The organism is Aquirufa avitistagni, assembly GCF_042715545.1.
GTDB lineage: Bacteria > Bacteroidota > Bacteroidia > Cytophagales > Spirosomataceae > Aquirufa > Aquirufa avitistagni.
In genome coordinates this window covers 569128-587965 of sequence record NZ_JBBKXZ010000002.1, presented here as the reverse complement: position 1 = coordinate 587965, position 18838 = coordinate 569128, and the positions used below count along the sequence as shown (strand labels likewise).

At 41.8% G+C, this 18838-nt stretch carries 16 protein-coding genes; 8 read left to right on the top strand and 8 right to left on the bottom strand.

Going from position 1 to position 18838, the window contains the following annotated elements:
* Positions 1–58 precede the first annotated feature (58 nt).
* The 7 genes from U0R10_RS08390 to U0R10_RS08360 all read left to right on the top strand — a co-directional run bounded on the left by U0R10_RS08390 (position 59) and on the right by U0R10_RS08360 (position 8002).
* On the top strand, positions 59–1510 hold the full coding sequence (locus U0R10_RS08390) for a tagaturonate reductase (protein WP_377983514.1): 1452 nt from the start codon (positions 59–61) through the stop codon (positions 1508–1510).
* Positions 1511–1515: 5 nt separating this feature from the next.
* Positions 1516–2919, top strand: a complete 1404-nt coding sequence (gene uxaC, locus U0R10_RS08385) for a glucuronate isomerase (RefSeq protein WP_377983513.1) — start codon at positions 1516–1518, stop codon at positions 2917–2919.
* Between the two features lie 2 nt (positions 2920–2921).
* Positions 2922–3932, top strand: a complete 1011-nt coding sequence (locus U0R10_RS08380; protein ID WP_377983512.1) for a PfkB family carbohydrate kinase — start codon at positions 2922–2924, stop codon at positions 3930–3932.
* Between the two features lie 2 nt (positions 3933–3934).
* The gene (locus tag U0R10_RS08375) at positions 3935–4597 is read left to right on the top strand and encodes a bifunctional 4-hydroxy-2-oxoglutarate aldolase/2-dehydro-3-deoxy-phosphogluconate aldolase (RefSeq protein ID WP_377983511.1); all 663 of its coding nucleotides are present in this window, start codon (positions 3935–3937) and stop codon (positions 4595–4597) included.
* Between the two features lie 24 nt (positions 4598–4621).
* Positions 4622–5902 carry an MFS transporter gene (locus U0R10_RS08370; RefSeq protein WP_377983510.1) on the top strand — a complete coding sequence of 427 codons (1281 nt, stop codon included), beginning with the start codon at positions 4622–4624 and terminating at the stop codon, positions 5900–5902.
* Between the two features lie 190 nt (positions 5903–6092).
* Positions 6093–6905 carry a UDP-2,3-diacylglucosamine diphosphatase gene (locus U0R10_RS08365; RefSeq protein WP_377983509.1) on the top strand — a complete coding sequence of 271 codons (813 nt, stop codon included), beginning with the start codon at positions 6093–6095 and terminating at the stop codon, positions 6903–6905.
* Positions 6857–8002 carry a glycosyltransferase family protein gene (locus U0R10_RS08360; protein WP_377983508.1) on the top strand — a complete coding sequence of 382 codons (1146 nt, stop codon included), beginning with the start codon at positions 6857–6859 and terminating at the stop codon, positions 8000–8002. The genes U0R10_RS08365 and U0R10_RS08360 overlap by 49 nt, the downstream gene beginning before the upstream one ends.
* A gap of 64 nt (positions 8003–8066) precedes the next feature.
* Here the strand turns inward: U0R10_RS08360 and U0R10_RS08355 are convergent, their stop codons facing one another.
* The 6 genes from U0R10_RS08355 to U0R10_RS08330 all read right to left on the bottom strand — a co-directional run bounded on the left by U0R10_RS08355 (position 8067) and on the right by U0R10_RS08330 (position 16153).
* Positions 8067–8303, bottom strand: coding sequence for a hypothetical protein (locus U0R10_RS08355; RefSeq protein ID WP_377983507.1), 237 nt, complete (start codon positions 8301–8303; stop codon positions 8067–8069).
* A 103-nt stretch (positions 8304–8406) separates the two neighbouring features.
* Positions 8407–9600 (bottom strand): porin, encoded by a 1194-nt coding sequence (locus U0R10_RS08350; protein ID WP_377983506.1) that lies wholly within the window; start codon positions 9598–9600, stop codon positions 8407–8409.
* 64 nt (positions 9601–9664) lie between these two features.
* Positions 9665–11122, bottom strand: a complete 1458-nt coding sequence (locus U0R10_RS08345; RefSeq protein WP_377983505.1) for an inorganic phosphate transporter — start codon at positions 11120–11122, stop codon at positions 9665–9667.
* Positions 11123–11240: 118 nt separating this feature from the next.
* Positions 11241–12299: a phosphoglyceromutase gene (locus U0R10_RS08340; protein WP_377983504.1), complete on the bottom strand. Its 1059-nt coding sequence runs from the start codon at positions 12297–12299 to the stop codon at positions 11241–11243.
* A 139-nt stretch (positions 12300–12438) separates the two neighbouring features.
* Entirely contained in the window at positions 12439–13650 is a 1212-nt protein-coding gene (locus tag U0R10_RS08335; RefSeq protein WP_377983503.1) for a T9SS C-terminal target domain-containing protein, read from the bottom strand.
* Position 13651: 1 nt separating this feature from the next.
* Positions 13652–16153, bottom strand: coding sequence for a TonB-dependent receptor (locus tag U0R10_RS08330; protein WP_377983502.1), 2502 nt, complete (start codon positions 16151–16153; stop codon positions 13652–13654).
* A gap of 342 nt (positions 16154–16495) precedes the next feature.
* On the opposite strand from U0R10_RS08330, the gene U0R10_RS08325 reads away from it, so the two are divergent.
* The gene (locus U0R10_RS08325; protein ID WP_377983501.1) at positions 16496–16849 is read left to right on the top strand and encodes a hypothetical protein; all 354 of its coding nucleotides are present in this window, start codon (positions 16496–16498) and stop codon (positions 16847–16849) included.
* Between the two features lie 106 nt (positions 16850–16955).
* Here the strand turns inward: U0R10_RS08325 and carA are convergent, their stop codons facing one another.
* Both carA and rplQ read right to left on the bottom strand, forming a co-directional pair.
* Positions 16956–18056 (bottom strand): glutamine-hydrolyzing carbamoyl-phosphate synthase small subunit, encoded by a 1101-nt coding sequence (carA, locus tag U0R10_RS08320; protein WP_377983500.1) that lies wholly within the window; start codon positions 18054–18056, stop codon positions 16956–16958.
* A gap of 89 nt (positions 18057–18145) precedes the next feature.
* The gene (gene rplQ / locus U0R10_RS08315) at positions 18146–18772 is read right to left on the bottom strand and encodes a 50S ribosomal protein L17 (RefSeq protein ID WP_377983499.1); all 627 of its coding nucleotides are present in this window, start codon (positions 18770–18772) and stop codon (positions 18146–18148) included.
* Positions 18773–18838 lie beyond the last annotated feature (66 nt).

The window sequence follows — 18838 nt, the reverse complement described above, 5'->3', positions numbered from 1 at the left end:
GCTTTTCGGGTAAAAAAAGTGCTCTAATTGCTTTTAAATCAAAACACAAGCGTAACGTATGCCCATTTTATCCAAACAAAATTTAGCCGCCGGATTTACATCCACCATCCCGGTTCAATTACCCAAACAAGAAGTTTTTTCCTATCCTGAAAAAGTGCTGCAATTTGGCACGGGCGTATTGCTGCGTGGTCTATGCGATTATTACATCGACAAAGCGAATCGCCAAGGAATTTTCAAAGGGCGGGTTGTATTGGTAAAATCTACGGATCGTCCAGGTGCAGACGCGTTTACGGAACAAGATGGCTTATTTACACATTGCATTAAAGGCATCGATAACGGCAAGGCCATTGAGGAAACGGTAGTCAACGCATCGATTTCACGTACGCTGACCGCAGCGACAGAATGGAACGCTATTTTGGAATTGGCGCAAAGTGCGGACATGCAGTTGATCATTTCAAATACCACTGAAGTAGGTATTCAATATGTGGCTAATGACCCGATTTCGGGAGGAAGCCCAAAATCCTTCCCCGCTAAATTACTCGCATTTTTAGTTGCTCGTTTCGACCACTTTAAAGGGTCTGCGGAATCGGGCATGGTGATCGTGCCTACGGAGTTGATTATCAATAATGGTGATACGCTAAAAGACATCGTCTTGAAATTAGCAGCGGATCACCAGTTACCTGCAGCGTTTATTACGTGGCTAAATACACACAACCATTTCTGTAATTCATTAGTGGACCGCATCGTTCCTGGCGCACCTGATGCGCAAACAAACGCGGCCATTTGTGCTGATTTAGGTTATACAGACAAGAATTTGATTATTTCCGAAGTATATAGTTTGTGGGCAATCCAAGGTGGAAGCCGTGTAAAAGAAGTCTTAAGTTTTGCCAAAGCTGACGCTGGCGTTGTCATTGCAGAGGACATTGAAATCTATCGCGAATTGAAACTTCGCCTATTAAATGGGACACATACACTCATGTGCGGCATGTCTTATTTACTCGGTTTTCGCCTCGTGAAAGATGTGATGGCCAACGGCTACTTAAGCAAACTGGTGATGAATTTAATGTTGAGCGAACTCGCGCTGGCTATTCCGTACAAAATGGATTTCAAAGTGGCGGACCGTTTTGGCCGTTCGGTATTAGATCGATTCCGGAATCCATTTATCAATCACAAATTGATTGACATTACGGTTCAATACACAACCAAAATGCGGATGCGTAATGTGCCCTTATTGGTTAATTACTACAAGGAATTTGGTAAAGCGCCGGAATTATTTGCCATGGGATTTGCTGCATATTTGCAGTTTATGCATGCGGTGAAGGAAGAAAATGGTAAGTACTTTGGTGATTCAAATGGTGAGCTCTATCCAATCAATTGCGATTATGCTGGCTATTTTTATGAAGCTTGGAAAGACTTTGATTTGAAAAAAATATTAGCGGACACAAGCCTTTGGGGTGCTGATTTAAGTGCATTACCTGGCTTTGAACAAGCGGTACAGAAATACGTATAGATCCTATGAAAGCATTTTTAAACGCAGATTTTATATTACAAACGGCTACAGCGCAAAAATTATATCATGATTTTGCGGCCGACATGCCTATTATCGATTATCATAATCACTTGGTTCCGCAGCAAATCGCTGAGGATAAACAGTTTGATAACATCACACAAATTTGGCTATATGGCGATCACTACAAATGGCGTGCGATGCGTGCGCATGGTGTAGATGAAAAATACATTACGGGTAACGCAAGTGACGAGGAGAAATTCATGAAATGGGCTGAAACAGTTCCGTATACTATGCGTAATCCGCTGTACCACTGGACACATTTGGAATTGCAACGGTATTTCGGTGTGACGGAATTATTGAATGCGGAATCAGGTAAACGTATTTACGACCATTGCTCTGCGCTGCTTCGTACCAAGGAATACTCGGTCAAAAATCTTTTGTTGAAAATGAATGTGAAGGCGTTATGCACGACGGATGATCCGATCGATGATTTGGCGTATCACAAACAAATAGCGGCGAGTGGATTTAGCGTCAAAGTTTTACCTACGTTCCGTCCAGATAAAGCGATGGGTGTCGATGATGAAATCGTGTTTATCGAGTATGTCAATGCGCTCGCGGCTGCAGCTGGGGTGAGCATTCGGACGCTTGCCGACTATAAATCAGCGATTAAATCGCGCCATGATTTTTTCCATGCGGCGGGTTGTCGATTAAGTGATCATGGGCTAGAACATATTTATGCAGAAGAATTTACGGAGGAAGAAATCGAACATATTTTTGAGCGATTAATCACGGGTAAATCCTTGAATAAAAAAGAAAAATGGCAATTTAAATCAGCCATGCTCATCTATTTTGCGCATTTAGATCATGCGCGTGGATGGACGCAACAGTTCCACCTAGGTGCCCTTCGCAATAACAATGCGCGTTTATTGGGTGCTTTGGGACCAGACACTGGGTTTGATTCCATCGGTGATTTTGAGCAAGCGAAACCACTATCGGCATTCTTAAATCGCCTGGATTCCACGAACCAACTAGCCAAAACGATTCTATATAATTTGAACCCGCGGGATAATGAATTATTCGCTGCGATGACGGGGAATTTTCAAGATGGAACGCTAGTAGGCAAAATACAATTTGGCTCAGGCTGGTGGTTTTTGGATCAAAAAGATGGGATGGAAAAGCAGATCAATGCACTTTCTAACATGGGTATGTTGAGCCACTTTGTGGGGATGTTGACAGACTCACGCAGTTTCCTTTCTTTCCCACGTCATGAGTATTTCCGCCGAATCTTGTGTAATTTGATCGGCAATGATGTGGAAAATGGCGAATTGCCGGCCGACATGCCTTGGTTAGGTAAGTTGGTGCAAGACATTTCGTACACCAACGCATCTGAATTTTTTAATTTCGAATAAGCATGAAAAAAGTAGTCACCTTCGGAGAAATCATGGGCCGCTTAAGCCCTCCGGGATATGGTCGCATTATACAAGCGCAATCACTGAACATCACGTATGGTGGTGGTGAGGCAAATGTCGCGGGAGGTTTAGCCCATTTAGGGATTCCTGCCAAACATGTTACACGCTTTCCTGCTAATGAACTTGGCAAAGCCGCTGCAGGTTATTATGCGCAAGTGGGTGTGGATACCTCGGACATGATTTATGGCGAAGGCCGACTAGGTTTATATTTTGTCGAGTTTGGTGCAGCGATGCGCCCGAGTAAAGTGACGTATGATCGGTCTGATTCGGCATTTGCCAATTTGGATCCGGCTGAATTTAATTGGACTGAAATATTAAAAGATGCTTGTTGGTTCCATTGGACAGGTATTTCCCCTGCCATCTCAGAATCTGCTGCGCAAGCCTTGCGCGATGCGATTGCTACGGCAAATGCCATGGGCATCACGGTTTCGGCGGATGTGAACTACCGTAAAAACTTATGGAAATATGGCAAAACGGTTCAAGAAGTTATGCCAGAATTAATTGCAGGCTGTGATATCATCGTATGTGGCAAAGGCGATGCCGAAGATATTTTGGGCATTGTCCCAGATGGCAGCACCAAGAGCGGTTGGCATTCCGTTTGCAAGCAAATCATGGGTCAATTCCCGCGCTTAAAGAAAATCATCAATACGAAACGTGGTCAAATTTCGGCATCGCAAAATACCTTGTCGGCAACATCTTTTGACGGAACTAAAGTATTGAAATCTGATACCGTTGAGATTACGCAAATTGTAGACCGTATTGGAGGTGGAGACGCATTTATGGCGGGATATATTTACGGAAATTTGATTTATGCGGACGAGGCACAGTCCTTGGCATTTGCGGTGGCGGCATCGGCATTGAAGCATACGATTGAGGGGGACATTAATTTGGCCAACTTAGATGAAATAGAAACAGTAATGAAAGGCGACTTGAGTGGCCGGTTAAATAGATAATTATGGCTAGAAATAGTTCGGCGGTGGTTTACCAGCGCATTGCAGAGACACCCATTGTTCCCTTATTTTTTAATGCAGATTTGGGCGTAGCCAAATCGGTGTTAAAAGCCTGTTACGATGGGGGAATTCGCGTGTTTGAATTTACCAATCGCGGGGCGGAAGCGCCGGCGATTTTTGCCAAGTTAACCGATTATTGTGAGCAGGAATGCCCGGATTTGGTATTAGGAATTGGAACCATTTATGACGCCAAGCAAGCGTCTGAATTCATTCAAATGGGTGCTGATTTCATGCTACAGCCCTTCACAACTCCTGAAGTGGGTGAAATTTGCGCCAAACATGATGTGCCTTGGATGCCGGGGACGATGACCTTAACGGAGATTCGTAATGCTGAAGTGTTGGGTGCGAAGATTGTGAAGATTTTTCCAGGCAATGTAGTTGGGCCAGCTTTTGTGAAAGCGATTAAAGGACCGATGCCGCATTCAAAAATTATGGTGACGGGTGGTGTGGAGCCGACGCACGAGAGCATGAAAACCTGGTTTGATGCAGGAGCCGCTGTCGTGGGTATGGGATCGCAATTATTTCCACCTGCGTTAATTGCCAAACAAGATTACCAAGGAATTTCGAATACGATTAGTGATTTAATACAAATTTATCGGGGCTTATAAACCTCACCCAAAACCCTCTAAACCATGAATAAAATAGGAACGTACCGCTGGCGAATTTGCGCATTGCTATTTTTCGCCACCACGATTAATTACTTGGATCGCCAGGTGATTGGTTTATTAAAACCCGTGTTAGAAGATCAGTTCAACTGGTCAGAGACGGACTATTCGAATATTGTCATCACATTTCAGGCGGCATATGCCATCAGTTTATTGGGTTTTGGTGGGATCATTGATCGCATTGGAACTAAGCTTGGTTATTCGATTTCGATTGTTGTTTGGAGTATCGCGGCGATGTTGCATGCGATGGCGACAGGCACCATGAGTTTTGCATTTATGCGTGGGTTGTTGGGCCTAGGTGAAGCGGGTAATTTCCCTGCGGCGATTAAGACGACGGCTGAATGGTTTCCTAAAAATGAACGTGCCTTAGCGACGGGGATATTTAATTCGGGAGCGAATATTGGTGCCGTGGCTGCCCCTATTTTGGTGCCTTGGATTTTAGGTATTTACGGTTGGGAAATGGCCTTTATTGTCACTGGGGCCATTGGATTTATTTGGTTGATATTTTGGTGGTTTTATTACGAGGTTCCTTCGAAACATAAGATGCTTTCTAAGGAGGAGTTCGATTACATTCATGCGGATAAAGAGGAGAAAGATGAGAATCAGGATCCGGTTAAATGGAGTCGTTTATTTGGGTTTAAGCAGACTTATGCGTTTGTCTTTGGAAAGATGTTTACGGATCCTATTTGGTGGTTTTTCTTGTTCTGGTTGCCTTCATATTTCAGTGAGCGTTTCCAATTGGATTTGAAGAAGCCGAGTTTGGAATTGATTATTGTATATACGGCAACGACCATTGGAAGTATCGGCGGTGGCTGGTTGTCTGGCTATTTGATCAATAAGGGATGGCCATCATTTAAGGCGCGTAAGTATTCGATGCTGGGATTTGCCTTAGCGGTTGTGCCGATTATGTTGGCGCGTTACTGTGAAAACATCTGGCAAGCGGTTGCCTTAATTTCCTTAGCAGCGGCAGCGCATCAGGCTTGGAGTGCGAATATTTATTCGATTGCGACAGACATGTTTCCAAAAAAGGCCGTTAGTTCGGTGATTGGTATCGGCGGGATGGCTGGATCTGTGGGTGGTATTTTCTTCCCGATGATTGTGGGGGCACTACTTGATAAATATAAGTTATTAGGTAATATCAATGATGGCTATAATATCATCTTCTTATTGTGCGGAAGTGCCTATATATTAGCTTGGGCGATCATTTACACCTTGGCGCCGAAACTGGAGACAGCGAATATCGATTAATTGATATACTTTTTTTATTCCCCAAGCGTTAGCTTTGGCACACCTTAAAGGTGTGCCAAAGCTTAAGAAAAACCTTAAGAAAAACCTTAAGAAATAGCTTAAGAAATCTCAAGGGTTTACGATTTCATAATGCTCCGTTAATTCAGGCCTTATATACGCCATGTATTTTTGTTAAACCAATTTACATGCCATGCGGCCAACCTACAAGACAATCGTCATCTCCGACTTACACCTAGGGAGTAAAGGAGCAAAAGCCAAAGAAGTTAATGAATTCCTAAGAGCAAATTCCTGCCACCAGCTAATCCTAAATGGAGACATCATAGATGGTTGGCAATTAAAAAAAGGAGGTTCTTGGAAAAAGAAACATACCGGATTCTTTCGTGCCGTCCTTAAAATGATGGACCGTTTTGATACGGAAGTCATTTACCTACGTGGAAATCACGATGACTTTTTGGATCAAATCTTGCCCTTGAAAATTGGCAAACAATTCTCAATTCGTCAAGACTATATGTTGGACTCCCACGGCAAAAAATATTTCATCACGCACGGCGATATCTTTGATAGCATCACGAGTCAAATGAAATGGCTTGCCTATTTAGGAGACATTGGTTATACGTTTCTATTGTGGTTGAATAAATGGTATAATCAATACCGCAGCTGGCAAGGAAAACCGTACTATTCACTATCCCAAGTTATCAAACAAAAGGTTAAAGCGGCCGTAAATTTCATCTCCGATTTCGAGGAGAAATTAGCCGAACTAGCCAAAGCGAAAGAGGCTGACGGAATTATTTGTGGGCACATTCACAAAGCAGAAATCAAGGAAATCGATGGGATCACCTATATGAACTCAGGGGATTGGGTGGAGTCTTTAACAGCCTTGGTGGAGACGCATGCAGGTGAATGGAAATTAATTGATTATCCAAGTTTTGATTTAAAATCTGAATTATCAGACATATGGGCAGATTCATCTTTACCATCCAAGGAGAAGGTCGCGGTCATTTAACGCAAGCAATCTCCTTAACGCAGATTGCCCGTGAAGCGGGTCATGAAGTGGTCGGTTATGCCGTGGGTTCATTCCAAGGAAGGAAGATTCCGCCCTTTTTTTCACACTTTATAGGCGACACCCCCCTCATTCAATATGAAAGTCCGTCGATTAATTACGGCAAAGGGAAGTCGGTGCAACTCGGAAAAACTGCCCTGCAAGCGTTCACGAAATTTGGCACTTATTGGAAAAGTGCGGCCCAACTAGGTGATTTCATTGATACATTACAGCCTGATGGCATCGTTAATTTCTACGAGTCCATCACCGGTTTATACAATCTGAAATCAGGTGCTAAGGTTCCTTGCATGTCGGTAGGTCATCAGTATTTATTGCTTAGTGAACATTTTGAAACGATTCCTACAAAAGCGTTAGATCGATTTTTATTAAATATCAATACCAAAATTACAGCGATAGGTTCCCGTAAATTATTGGGATTGTCCTTCCGGACTATGCCAAATGACCCTAAACGCAATATTATTACTGTTCCCCCTCTATTACGCCAAGAAGTTAAATCAATCCAACCGCAATCTGGAGAAAGGTGGCTCGCCTATTTGACGCATTACCGACTAGCAGATGAAATCATGACCTGGTCGGCACAAAACCCCGAGGTGCAATTGGATTGCTTTTGGGATAATCCAACGCAAAAATCAGAATATCAATATTCAGAGTCCTTGACATTTCACCCAATCGATGCGGAAAAATACCTTACGAAAATGACAACTTGTGCGGGCTTAATTTCGACGGCTGGATTTGAGTCGGTCGCGGAAGCGATGTACCTGGGCAAACCGGTGATGATGGTTCCCGTACCAAATCACATTGAGCAAATGATTAATGCGCATGATGGTGAATTATCAGGTGCGGGTGTTCAAGCGCGGACGTTTGATTTGTCCATTTTTAAAGACTATTTACCGAAACACGAATCGGTTCAAGATACATTCCAGCATTGGGTTGCGCAAGCTAATTATGCCTATCAAATGACGGATTTAATTCGTAAACCAGCGACAGAAACGAACGTAATCAGCCCACGAAATGAGGGTGGATTGTCAACAAGCTGGTAAAAAATCGTTTAATTTAATGATGAAGTAAATGCAAAAAGCCGAAGGAATATTTCCCTCGGCTTTCTTATTTTATGAGTCGTATACTTACCCCGTACCCCGTAATCCAACGGGAGAAAACAAACAGCGTCGCAGAGAGTATGACCGTAACGGGAAGCGTTAATATCCACGCCATCACAATATTTTTAACTGTACCTCCTTGCAAATTCTTAATGCCGCGATTGGCAACCATCGTACCAAGACCAAGTGATAGCGCAACAATCCACATTAGCCAAGCAGGAGCGAAGTCTGTAACGCCAGCCATACCGCTAGATGAGCTAGGGCCAAAACTAAAGAAAGGCGCTTTTTTCCCCGCTGTTACGTTAGCTTTGGCACACCTTTAAGGTGTGCCAAAGCTTAAGAAAAGACTAGAAATTCACTTGGGCTTGTATCCGTAACATACTTCCAGATTGTAAATTTTCTTGCAGTTTAAAATCTTCCGCCCGTCTCGTTGCCATCGTATACATGGTAACAAGTTCAAAGTTCTTGTTGGGCTGCCATTCGACCCCAATTTCCGTTTCGTTTACTCGGTAACTACGGGCATCCAGTTCATGTTTTTTACCCCCTTCATAATTCTGAACACGTAAAAAAGGAATCAACACCTGTTTGTTAAGGTCAAGCTTATAAGAAAAAGTAGCGTATCCCCCGGAAAGCTTTCTGTTTTCGATACTTCCTGTTTTCTTGTCAAATTCAGGCCCTGTTCCCACATTGTATTCCGCTTGAATACCAAAAGGCTTCGGATATAAAACAAAACTAGCCGCTACGCGTTCATCTAGATATGTTTTAGTACTATTCGATTTCACTCCTGCGCTTAATTGATCTGATGCCATGGTCCACTGACCAGAATATGCCTGAATCCCTGCCTCAATAACTTGATTTTTAATTTCAAAAGGATAAGATAACCTTGCCACAATATGAGGCGCATCATTTAACTCAGGTTTATTGGCTGTCTGACCATTATAAGCACCAAAGGCAAATACACCATAATCTCCAGAACCTTTTAATCCATCATTCACCAATGAACTGAATAATTTTCTCGTTTTAGCAGGAGCCCAATAGAAAAATACACCTAAATCACGTTCATTGGATGCCGCACTATTCAACGCATCATTCCGATCCAAAGGCAAACGATTTTGACTTGACTGCATATTTTCAAACCCAAATGGAATTTTACTTTGACCTACACGGAAACGAAATTCATTATCCTTATCTAATCCTAAATCAAAATAAGCATCACGCAACTGGCCAAAATGTAAGCCTGTAGATGAGGCACTACTCGCGAAATCAGGCTGAATGTAGAAATAAACCCGCTCATTGATCTGACCGCTAAATATGATACGTAGTCGGCGAATAAAAAAACCTCCATTGTCACCGATACTCCGATCTCCTTGTTCCGATTTTAACTTATCATTCGTTTCAAATAGTCGATTGTAGCGCACCTGACCATAGCCTCGAATACTGAATGAATCATACCATTTTTTGGTGGGAGCGGGTGTTTGACTACTGGATTCTAAAGACAATAGCATAGCTAGCGCCCCTAGGAAAAGGGAAACATTTCTCATTTTTATATTGGTGTTTGATAAATTGGTCCTTGTTCTTATGAGTCAAGGACCTATGGTAAGTGAACTAGCCCGCAATCCAGCGGAACAAAACAAATAAGGTTGCTGAAAGAATGATTGTTACAGGTAATGTTAATACCCAAGCCAATACAATATTTTTCACCGTACCACCTTGCAGATTTTTAATCCCACGGTTGGCCACCATCGTACCCGCAATACCGGAAGATAATACGTGTGTGGTACTCACTGGCCATTTATAGGCAGTCGCTAATCCAATCGTAATCGATGCAATTAACTCAGCCGAAGCACCTTGCGCATAAGTCAAGTGGTTTTTACCAATTTTCTCCCCGATAGTTACTACGATACGTTTCCAGCCAACCATCGTTCCGAGGCCTAATGAAAGTGCGACAATCCACATAACCCAAGCAGGTGCAAAGTCAGTAACGCCCGCGATACCAGTGGCAGAAGTTGAACCAAAGCTAAAGAATGGCGCTTTATCTCCTGCAGTTGCCTTCTTCAAAATCTTTTTATCCCCAGCAGATAAATCTACAGACTCACTTTCTAACAATTTCTTCGCATGCTTATTTATGTTCAAAGCAGCTTTACGAATATCAAATTTCTGCGTAGTTGACAAGGTGGCTGGCGTCAAACCCGTTGCTATAATTACATCTAAATCTGCACTAGCATCCATAATTTTATGGTAGCTTTCACGCTCCTTTTCGGAGAGAGGTAAGGTGTCAATTTTGGCAGTAACTGTTTTAACCGTTGCCAAACTAGCTTTCACATCAGTTAAGTTAAGGTTTGTATTCACCGCAAAATAACCAGGTAGAAAAGCAATCAAAATAACCATCACTAAACCTATTCCCTTTTGTCCATCATTTCGACCATGGAAAAAAGAAACTAATGTGCAAGTCGTTACCAAAATGGCCCGAATCCACATCGGTGGAGGAGTATCTTTTTTAGGCTCCTTAAAAATAGCTTTATTCTTAATCGACTTTTTTAGGATATACATTAAGATAATAGCTGCAGCAAAACCAAATAATGGGGAAAGCAATAATGCTTGCCCAATCTCAATCGCCTTATCCCAGTTGATAGCCGAAACTCCTTTTGTTGAATTTTCAGGCAACAAGGCATGACCGACGCCAATACCAATAATTGACCCGATTAGCGTATGTGAACTTGAAGCTGGAATCCCTAGGTACCAAGTCCCCAAATTCCACAAAATAGCAGATAATAATAGCGAAAGAGCCATCGCCATGGAATGATAGACATTGGAATCTATGAGAAGTTCGGTAGGCAGTAGCCCAATAATGCTCATCGTAACTCCAACCCCTCCAGTTAACAATCCTAGAAAATTCATAAAACCAGACCAAACAACTGCCTGAGTAGGTTTAAGTGAGTGTGTATAAATAACCGTTGCAACGGCATTAGCTGTATCATGAAAACCATTCACAAATTCGAAGGCACACGCCGCAAAAAGGCAGAAAAATAACAAGAATAGCAAGGTTGGATCGAGTCCGAACATGATAGGTTTGTTTATATTGGTGATAATTACGGCACAAAAGTAGGCCATCATCATCAGTCCAATGTTAAGAAATTGTTAACAAAGTGTAATCTAAAGATTACGTTTACATTTAATTAATCTAACGTTGCTCACTTTTAAATGTTTGTCCCATCGCAGCGGCTACCTTGTGAATGAGTTCTTTTTGATATACTTGCTCGGAGGTTTTCACTTCGCCCAATGTAGGGACATTGGCACCAATCATGGCATACCAAATTTCATGGCAGTCTTTCACCTTTTCACCATGTGAGGTCCATTCCGATTTAACAGCATCGCCACGACCATGATCTGTCGTAAACAATAAGGTGGTCTTACCCTTATAGTCAGGATCTGAATTGACAAAATTCCATATCTCGGCTATCCAAGCATCCACCTGGTGCGCCGCATCTAAATAGTGGTTGTAAGTTCCTTCATGGGCAAATTCATCGGTATCCCCATACGAGATATAAAGTGCTTTGGGCTTTTTTGTTTTCAGATAATGCATCGCCTGAAAATGGGTAAACACATCCAACGCCTCCCCTTTGCCAAAAGGCTTGAAGGATTCTTGAAGCATTTTGGCTATCGTTTTCGCTACGGTATCCGTTTGCATTTCTGGATAAGAATCAAATGAATTCACCACAGGAAATCCAGCTCTTTTCTCATTTAAAATACGGTCAAAAGCTCCCCATGCCGCAAAAGCAGCCACCTTACCTTTGTAGGCCGGCAACGAGTTCAAGTACTCAAAAAAGTTCGTGTTCGGATTCGGCTTGTACTCATTTGAATTAACCTGAACGTCCACTTGACCCGTTAAAATTTCACTATATCCAGGGTATGAAAACCAATAAGGGTTAGCGACATTAACGAGAGATCCCACAGCCCGATTTCCGTGTATTTGTCCTTTTTGCTGAATCGTGGACCACATAAAGGGCATTAATTTCTTTCTACGTTCTTCCGCTGTTTTGCCACCATAAGTCTCGATCAAGCGTAAGCTGTCCCCATGGTGATACTTCTTCATTTTGACGATCTCTGCGTCTAATCCGGTGAATACTTCTTGCCAACGAAACCCGTCGGTCGTTATCACGATTACTCGATGATCAGCTGATTGCTGCCCTATCGCACCAAAAGAGAGCAATGCAGCTAGTAAGGTAAATTTCAACTTCATGTTAAAAAGGTTTGGTTTCTTTATCAAAGCTAATTTACACATTTAACGGAAAGATTAACACCATGATATTTTCTTGAATGACAAGAAATGTCGGCAGGAATCCTACCGACATTTACTTCAATACACCAATATAAAATTTTTAGTTGCCCTTGGTAGGGAAACGAGTCCAACCGGTTGTCCAGCTTGGCTTTTCTAGTTTTAAAATTTCAGCGTTGGAAGACTCAATCTCTGTGTTGCCATCAGCTAGGGCCTTTGTTTTCACATCGGCAGAGCTGATTATAGTGGTTGCACCACTAATAAAATTCCTTGACGTATTGGTCGTATAAGTACCAATTTTGTTGTTTTTAAAGATTGACTTTCCGTCCTTATAGGCTTGTGCAGTCTCATTACTTTCTAAGCTAAAACCACCTTTCATATAGCCGATAAATGTGGAGTTGCTTACTTCAAACTGAGTAGCACGTCTCCAACGCATCGCTAGGTTGTGATTAGATAGCGCAGCTGGATCATTTGGCCCAATTAAAGTTAGGTTGTCTAATACAGGACGTGTAAACGGAGTCGCTGAAGAACCTGTTCCATCATTATCACATTCAATTCCATTTCCCGCATCACCCGTATCTACGAATTGTGGATCACGTTTTGAGATAGAGAAGGAAACTTTCCCTGTGAAACCAAAATCAAAATCATAGTCATCGTCTGCTGTAGCATAAGCATATAAATATTTAGGGGACACCGTTCCGCCAAAGAATTCAAAAGCATCATCATTGGCATAAATTGTCTGCACATTCTCGATGATTGTTTTGCTTCCTACTGCCCCAAAAGTCAAGGCATTGATTTCTGAGTTAGGTAAAGCAGCAATTCCAGCATACTCAATACGCACATATTTCATCACGCCACTGTTATCCTCATCATTCGAACCACCATAAGCACGGCCGATACCACCTTCGATCGTAGGCTCTGAGGTACGATTCGTTTTAGCTCTTCCTAGGATAACGATTCCTCCCCAATCCCCTGGAGCGCGTTCGCCAGCTGGTCTTCCAGATGTAAATACGATTGGTTTAGCTGCTGTACCCTCAGCTTGAATTTTAGCCCCGCGCTCGATACACAAAGCGCCCTTCTCAGAGATATCACTTTTGATAACTGTTCCAGGCTGAATAATTAATGTAGCTCCATCAGTTACGTACACGTATCCTTTTAATGTCCATTCCTTATCCGCAGTTAACGTAGTGGTTACGGAAATGTTACCACTTAACGTCGTTGTGGAAGGCACGTTGATTGGGGCTACATCGCCACCTAAATCCTTTGAACAGCTAAATGTCGCTAAAGCTGCTACGATAAAAAGTAATTTTTTCATGTTAGAAATTGTAATTAACGGTGAGTGAAACGGATGTTTCGTTGTTTGTTTTAATTAAATCACGTGAAGGCTTTTGGTAGAAAACAGTGGGCTGAGCGAGCATATCACTCACCGCCAATTTAATTTCTCCCTTATTATATTTTCTTAAGAAAACGATATCAATAACGTCTCTTGAGTTTTCGAAAATGTCTGGATACCCCTGAAAACCAACTGATGCAATACGATCACCAACTCGGTTATAGGTTAAGTTGATGGTATTATTTCCTTTGTGGAAATTTAACCCTCCATTCAATGCATAATTTGATTGACCTTGCAACTGACGTTTAACACCTTGCACTTCCACTTCAGATTGAATTAATGCCATGTTTGAGTACAAGTCCAACCAAGAATTAATGGACTTTCTAAATTCCATTTCTAAACCATATACAATGGCCGATGGTGGATTCGTGTAGGTCAAAGCTAAATTCGAAGGAACTGAACCATCGGCTACAATTTGCTCAATAGGCTTAATGAATTTCTTTCCAAAAACGCCCACAGAGAAGATTTCACCCGCATTAGGATAGAGTTCCCACTTAAAGTCCACATTGTAGATATCCGATTTTTCTAAGTCTTTGTTTCCTAATAACTGTGCGTTACGAACGAAGTCATAGTAAGCAAAATTTGCAACCTCACGGAACTCAGGTCTAGCTAAGGTCTTACTTAACGATGTTCTCCACTTTGTTTTCTCTGTGGCCGCATAGGTTAAATTCAATGAAGGTAAAAGATCTAAATACTCACGCTGTACATTTACTTTTTGGCCACTAAAATCAGCCGTTCCAATCGTAAATACGTTGTATTCTGTCCTCAAACCGGTATTTAACTTAAGTAGACCAATCTCTTTTTCGTACATCACAAATCCACTCGCTAAGTCAAAGTCCGCCGTATAGCGATCCGTATTATTCGTTATCTCACCTAACATATCGATGGTTTCATAACGGAAAACACGTGCCTTGAAATTTCTGTATTTCTTCAAATAACCCATCCCTACCTTAAAATCACCAATGGACTTATTAATAGATGCATTCCCCGAATTTTCATCCATCACGCTCCAGAAGCGATAAGTGTCTCTCCAAGCTGTTAGGAATGGATTCCCCGAGTTTAAATACGATGCCGTAGGATTTACACGATAATCAGGCTGATCGCGAAGCATTAAATTATAACCTACGTTCAAATCCCAAGTCTTAATTTTCGCATCAAATTGGGTATTAACCACCATTTTGCGAATTGCGTTTGAAGAATTACTGAATACATTCTGCACGTTATCGTAGTTCTCTCCTGTTCTATTTAAGAAGTAATCCTCTGTTTGGTAATTCGCGATAGTTTTCCAGCTATAGCGATTTTCGCCTAAATAGACCACATTCAATAAACCGCTTACCGACTTCGTTTGGGAGAAGTTAATGTCTTTGTATTTGTAGGCTAAATCCGTAGAAGACAAATAATCAATCCGCTCGGTCGTATTTGAAGAGAAGGTGTTTCTCGCTGTAGAGCTAAACAATACGTTCCAGTTATTTTTCTTGACCCCAAAAGAAACGCTACCATTGATATTTGGAATACTTGACGATTCAGAAATTCCTGGGGAATCAATCAATTTCGTATAAGCACGCTTATCCCCGTTACCACTAATACGAAAGGTATTTGTCGAAGGGAAAATAGATGGGAAAGGGACAGATTCAATTAATCTGAAGCTTTTAAAGGTAGATAAAGAACCATAACTAAGCCCTAAGGAAGCGGACGCAAAATCACCCGAAACTTCTTTGGTTGTAATCTGAACTAAACCACCAGCGAAATCACCTGGCAAATTAGCAGCAGCCCCTTTATTAATAATAATGTTATCAATTAATGCCGTAGGAATAATGTCAAAAGAAAAGGCACGACGATCTGGTTCCGTTGAAGGCAATTGAGTTTTATTTAACAAGGCAGAATTGTAACGATCTGCAAGACCACGTACGAGTACGAATCTATCATTCTGTATCGTAACACCACTCACACGCTTCAACGCATCACTTACGTTTCTATCGGGGGTTTTCTTAATGGATTCAATCGACAAACCATCTGCCACGATGTAACTAGCTTTCAACGTATTAATTAACGCAGACGCAGTTTCCTTCTTTGCAACAGTCCTTACAACGACATCAGAAAGTAATTTACTATCCTCTTCTAATTCAATTGAAACGACAATAGGATCTGCGCCAACAACAAAAGAGTTATTGACATATTCTTTATATCCTACATAACTTGAACTTAACGAATACTTCCCTGGAGCTACATTTTGAAATACAAATTTACCATCAACGTCAGAAGATGCTCCAATGTTTTTTCCTGAGGTAGGATTCTTTAACCAGATCGTGACACCTATAAGTGTCTCCTTAGAAGACTTGACAACTCCAGAAACTTGAGTTTGACCAAAAGAGAAAAGTGGGGATAAAGCGAATAAAAGGATTAATTGGTGCTTAAATGAATACATGATAGAATTGGTGTGAAACATTGTTTTTCTTGACTTAATCATGCAACAAAAATATTACCCCCAAATCCGGAAACTATTAAGCCATTGTAAGGCTTCTGTTAGGCCAATATTAAATCGAAGTTCGATCCGTTAACAATTTGGTAACACAGCGATTCGTTCCTAAAAATTTACCTTTTCCGTTCCGTTTTTTGGTATAATTCCAAGAATTATAATTTTTTATAGAAGAACTTTCTTGAAAAAGTGAAATTTAATGTGGATTTAATTTGCGGAGTTTTTCAAACGCATACATTTGAATCAGCAAACGGAACTAATCCGCCTAAACAGTACCAAACAAAAACGCTTATGAAAAAGCACATCAAAAACGCTATGGCTGTCGCATTTTTTGCAGCTAGCATGTCTGTGGTTTCTGCCGCGAATGGAGCAGAAGTAACTTTACCAGTAAGCATCGATCAAGTAGGAAAATTTAAGTTTTTGGTCAGCGCTGAACCTAAATCAAATGTATACGTCATCATCCGAGATGCAGATAATAATATCATTCATCAAGAAGTCATTTCTTCGAAGAAATTATTCAATCTAGCCAGTTTAGTTGATGGAAAATACCGCCTAGAAGTCCAAAACGCACGCAAACAAGTGCTGACTTCTAAAACATTCAACATCCTAACTGAAGTGAAGCGCGACATGGTTGCGGTTCAATAGGAAAATGCCAACAAAGTGAAAGATTAAGGGGAAAAGGGCGCGGAGATTCTGCGCCTTTTTATTTGTCCCATAAAAAAGCCCGAAGCGAGTAACTTCGGGCTTTTTATTAGTTCATTAGATCCACAAATTGATCGAACAAGTACCGCGAATCATGCGGTCCTGGAGACGCTTCTGGGTGATGCTGGACCGAAAATGCCTTACGGCCTTTCACACGTAAGCCCTCTACGGTATGATCATTTAAATTGACATGCGTTAATTCAGCCTTTTCAGAAGATTTCAACTCATCCATCTTCACGGCAAAACCATGATTTTGTGAGGTGATCTCAGACAAACCTGTGATCAGGTTTTTCACGGGATGATTCAATCCACGGTGCCCATTGTGCATTTTATACGTAGCTAATCCGCACACCTGAGCCAAAATTTGGTGTCCTAAGCAAATGCCAAATACCGGTTTATCACTCGCCAAAAATTGCGATACTGTCTCAACAGCATACGGCATCGTCGCTGGATCACCTGGACCATTCGAAACAAAGTATCCATCTGGATTCCAAGCTGCGATTTCAGCAAACGGGGTTTTAGCGGGGAAAACTTGTAAGTAACAATCGCGCTCAGCGATGTTGGACAGAATACTTTTCTTTACACCTAAATCCAAGACAGCTACCTTCTTGCTAGCTGAAGGGTCACCTACGAAGTAAGCTACTTTGGTACAAACTTGAGATGATAATTCAAGACCTTCCATCGAAGGAATCTTAGCTAACTCCGCTTGTAGCGTAGGTAAATCAAAAATCTCCGATGAAATCAAGCAGTTCATGACACCTTTCGTACGGATATGTCGTACAAGTGCACGGGTATCAATCCCTGAAATACCAACTAGATTAGCCTTCGCTAAATAATCTTGCAATGATCCATCTGCTGTTTCACGTGAATGAACACTGGCAAATTCATTACACACCATACCGGCGATTTGAACTTGGCCTGATTCCGCTTCAAGTCCATCAATGACACCGTAATTTCCAATATGCGCCGTGGTATTGATAATCACTTGGCCACTATAGGAAGGATCGGTATAAATTTCTTGATACCCTGTCATGCCGGTATTGAAGCAGATCTCCCCTCCGTGGGTTCCGATCTTGCCTAAAGCCTTGCCATGAAATAGGGTTCCATCTTGTAATAAGAGTACTGCGGGTGTCGACTCAGTAACTTTCATATAATATGTGCTAAATAATTGGCTATCAATCCTAAAAAAAGGGCTTCAACGAATTGTTGAAGCCCTTCCAAAAAAATCTGGGAAAAGAATTAAGCGTCTTCTCCTTTTTCTTCTGTAGGCTCCTCAGTTGCAGGTGCTTCAGGAGCATCTGCTACAACATCAACAGCTGGTGCTTCAGCAACTACCTCTGCGGCAGGCGCTTCCTCAACCACTTCTGCAGCTGGTGCTTCTTCAACTACTTCAGCAGAAGGAGCTTCAGCAACTGGTGCTGCGGCTACTGCCTCATCTTTCTTAGCTCCTGCACGACGGCTACGACGTGTTTTGCCTGCTTTCTCAGCAGCTGCAGCTAACATAGTTTCGTTGAAGTCAACTAGCTCGATGAAACACATTTCTGCGTTATCACCTAAACGATTGCCTAACTTAATAATACGTGTATAACCACCTGGACGATTCGCTACTTTCTCAGAAACGATGCTGAACAATTCTTTGATGGCATCTTTATTTTGTAAATAAGAGAAAACCACACGACGATTGTTTGTGCTGTCAGTTTTTGATTTCGTGATCATTGGCTCAATGTATTTACGCAACTCTTTTGCTTTCGCAACAGTTGTTTCGATACGCTTGTGCAAGATTAACGAAGAGGCCATATTAGATAATAAGGCTGCTCTGTGGGAAGCTGTTCTTCCTAAGTGATTGAATTTTTTACCGTGTCTCATTGTTGTAATTCGTAAGTTAAAAGCTCTTTCGAGCTGCGGTTAGTATGCGACTTGCGTACCACCTAT

Bases quoted from the DNA above. Each gene is read 5' to 3' on its own strand.
- U0R10_RS08390 (WP_377983514.1), top strand. From the start codon at position 59: ATGCCCATTTTATCCAAACAAAATTTAGCCGCCGGATTTACATCCACC.
- uxaC (WP_377983513.1), top strand. From the start codon at position 1,516: ATGAAAGCATTTTTAAACGCAGATTTTATATTACAAACGGCTACAGCG.
- U0R10_RS08380 (WP_377983512.1), top strand. From the start codon at position 2,922: ATGAAAAAAGTAGTCACCTTCGGAGAAATCATGGGCCGCTTAAGCCCT.
- U0R10_RS08375 (WP_377983511.1), top strand. From the start codon at position 3,935: ATGGCTAGAAATAGTTCGGCGGTGGTTTACCAGCGCATTGCAGAGACA.
- U0R10_RS08370 (WP_377983510.1), top strand. From the start codon at position 4,622: ATGAATAAAATAGGAACGTACCGCTGGCGAATTTGCGCATTGCTATTT.
- U0R10_RS08365 (WP_377983509.1), top strand. From the start codon at position 6,093: ATGCGGCCAACCTACAAGACAATCGTCATCTCCGACTTACACCTAGGG.
- U0R10_RS08360 (WP_377983508.1), top strand. From the start codon at position 6,857: ATGGGCAGATTCATCTTTACCATCCAAGGAGAAGGTCGCGGTCATTTA.
- U0R10_RS08355 (WP_377983507.1), bottom strand. From the start codon at position 8,303: ATGGCTGGCGTTACAGACTTCGCTCCTGCTTGGCTAATGTGGATTGTT.
- U0R10_RS08350 (WP_377983506.1), bottom strand. From the start codon at position 9,600: ATGAGAAATGTTTCCCTTTTCCTAGGGGCGCTAGCTATGCTATTGTCT.
- U0R10_RS08345 (WP_377983505.1), bottom strand. From the start codon at position 11,122: ATGTTCGGACTCGATCCAACCTTGCTATTCTTGTTATTTTTCTGCCTT.
- U0R10_RS08340 (WP_377983504.1), bottom strand. From the start codon at position 12,299: ATGAAGTTGAAATTTACCTTACTAGCTGCATTGCTCTCTTTTGGTGCG.
- U0R10_RS08335 (WP_377983503.1), bottom strand. From the start codon at position 13,650: ATGAAAAAATTACTTTTTATCGTAGCAGCTTTAGCGACATTTAGCTGT.
- U0R10_RS08330 (WP_377983502.1), bottom strand. From the start codon at position 16,153: ATGTATTCATTTAAGCACCAATTAATCCTTTTATTCGCTTTATCCCCA.
- U0R10_RS08325 (WP_377983501.1), top strand. From the start codon at position 16,496: ATGAAAAAGCACATCAAAAACGCTATGGCTGTCGCATTTTTTGCAGCT.
- carA (WP_377983500.1), bottom strand. From the start codon at position 18,056: ATGAAAGTTACTGAGTCGACACCCGCAGTACTCTTATTACAAGATGGA.
- rplQ (WP_377983499.1), bottom strand. From the start codon at position 18,772: ATGAGACACGGTAAAAAATTCAATCACTTAGGAAGAACAGCTTCCCAC.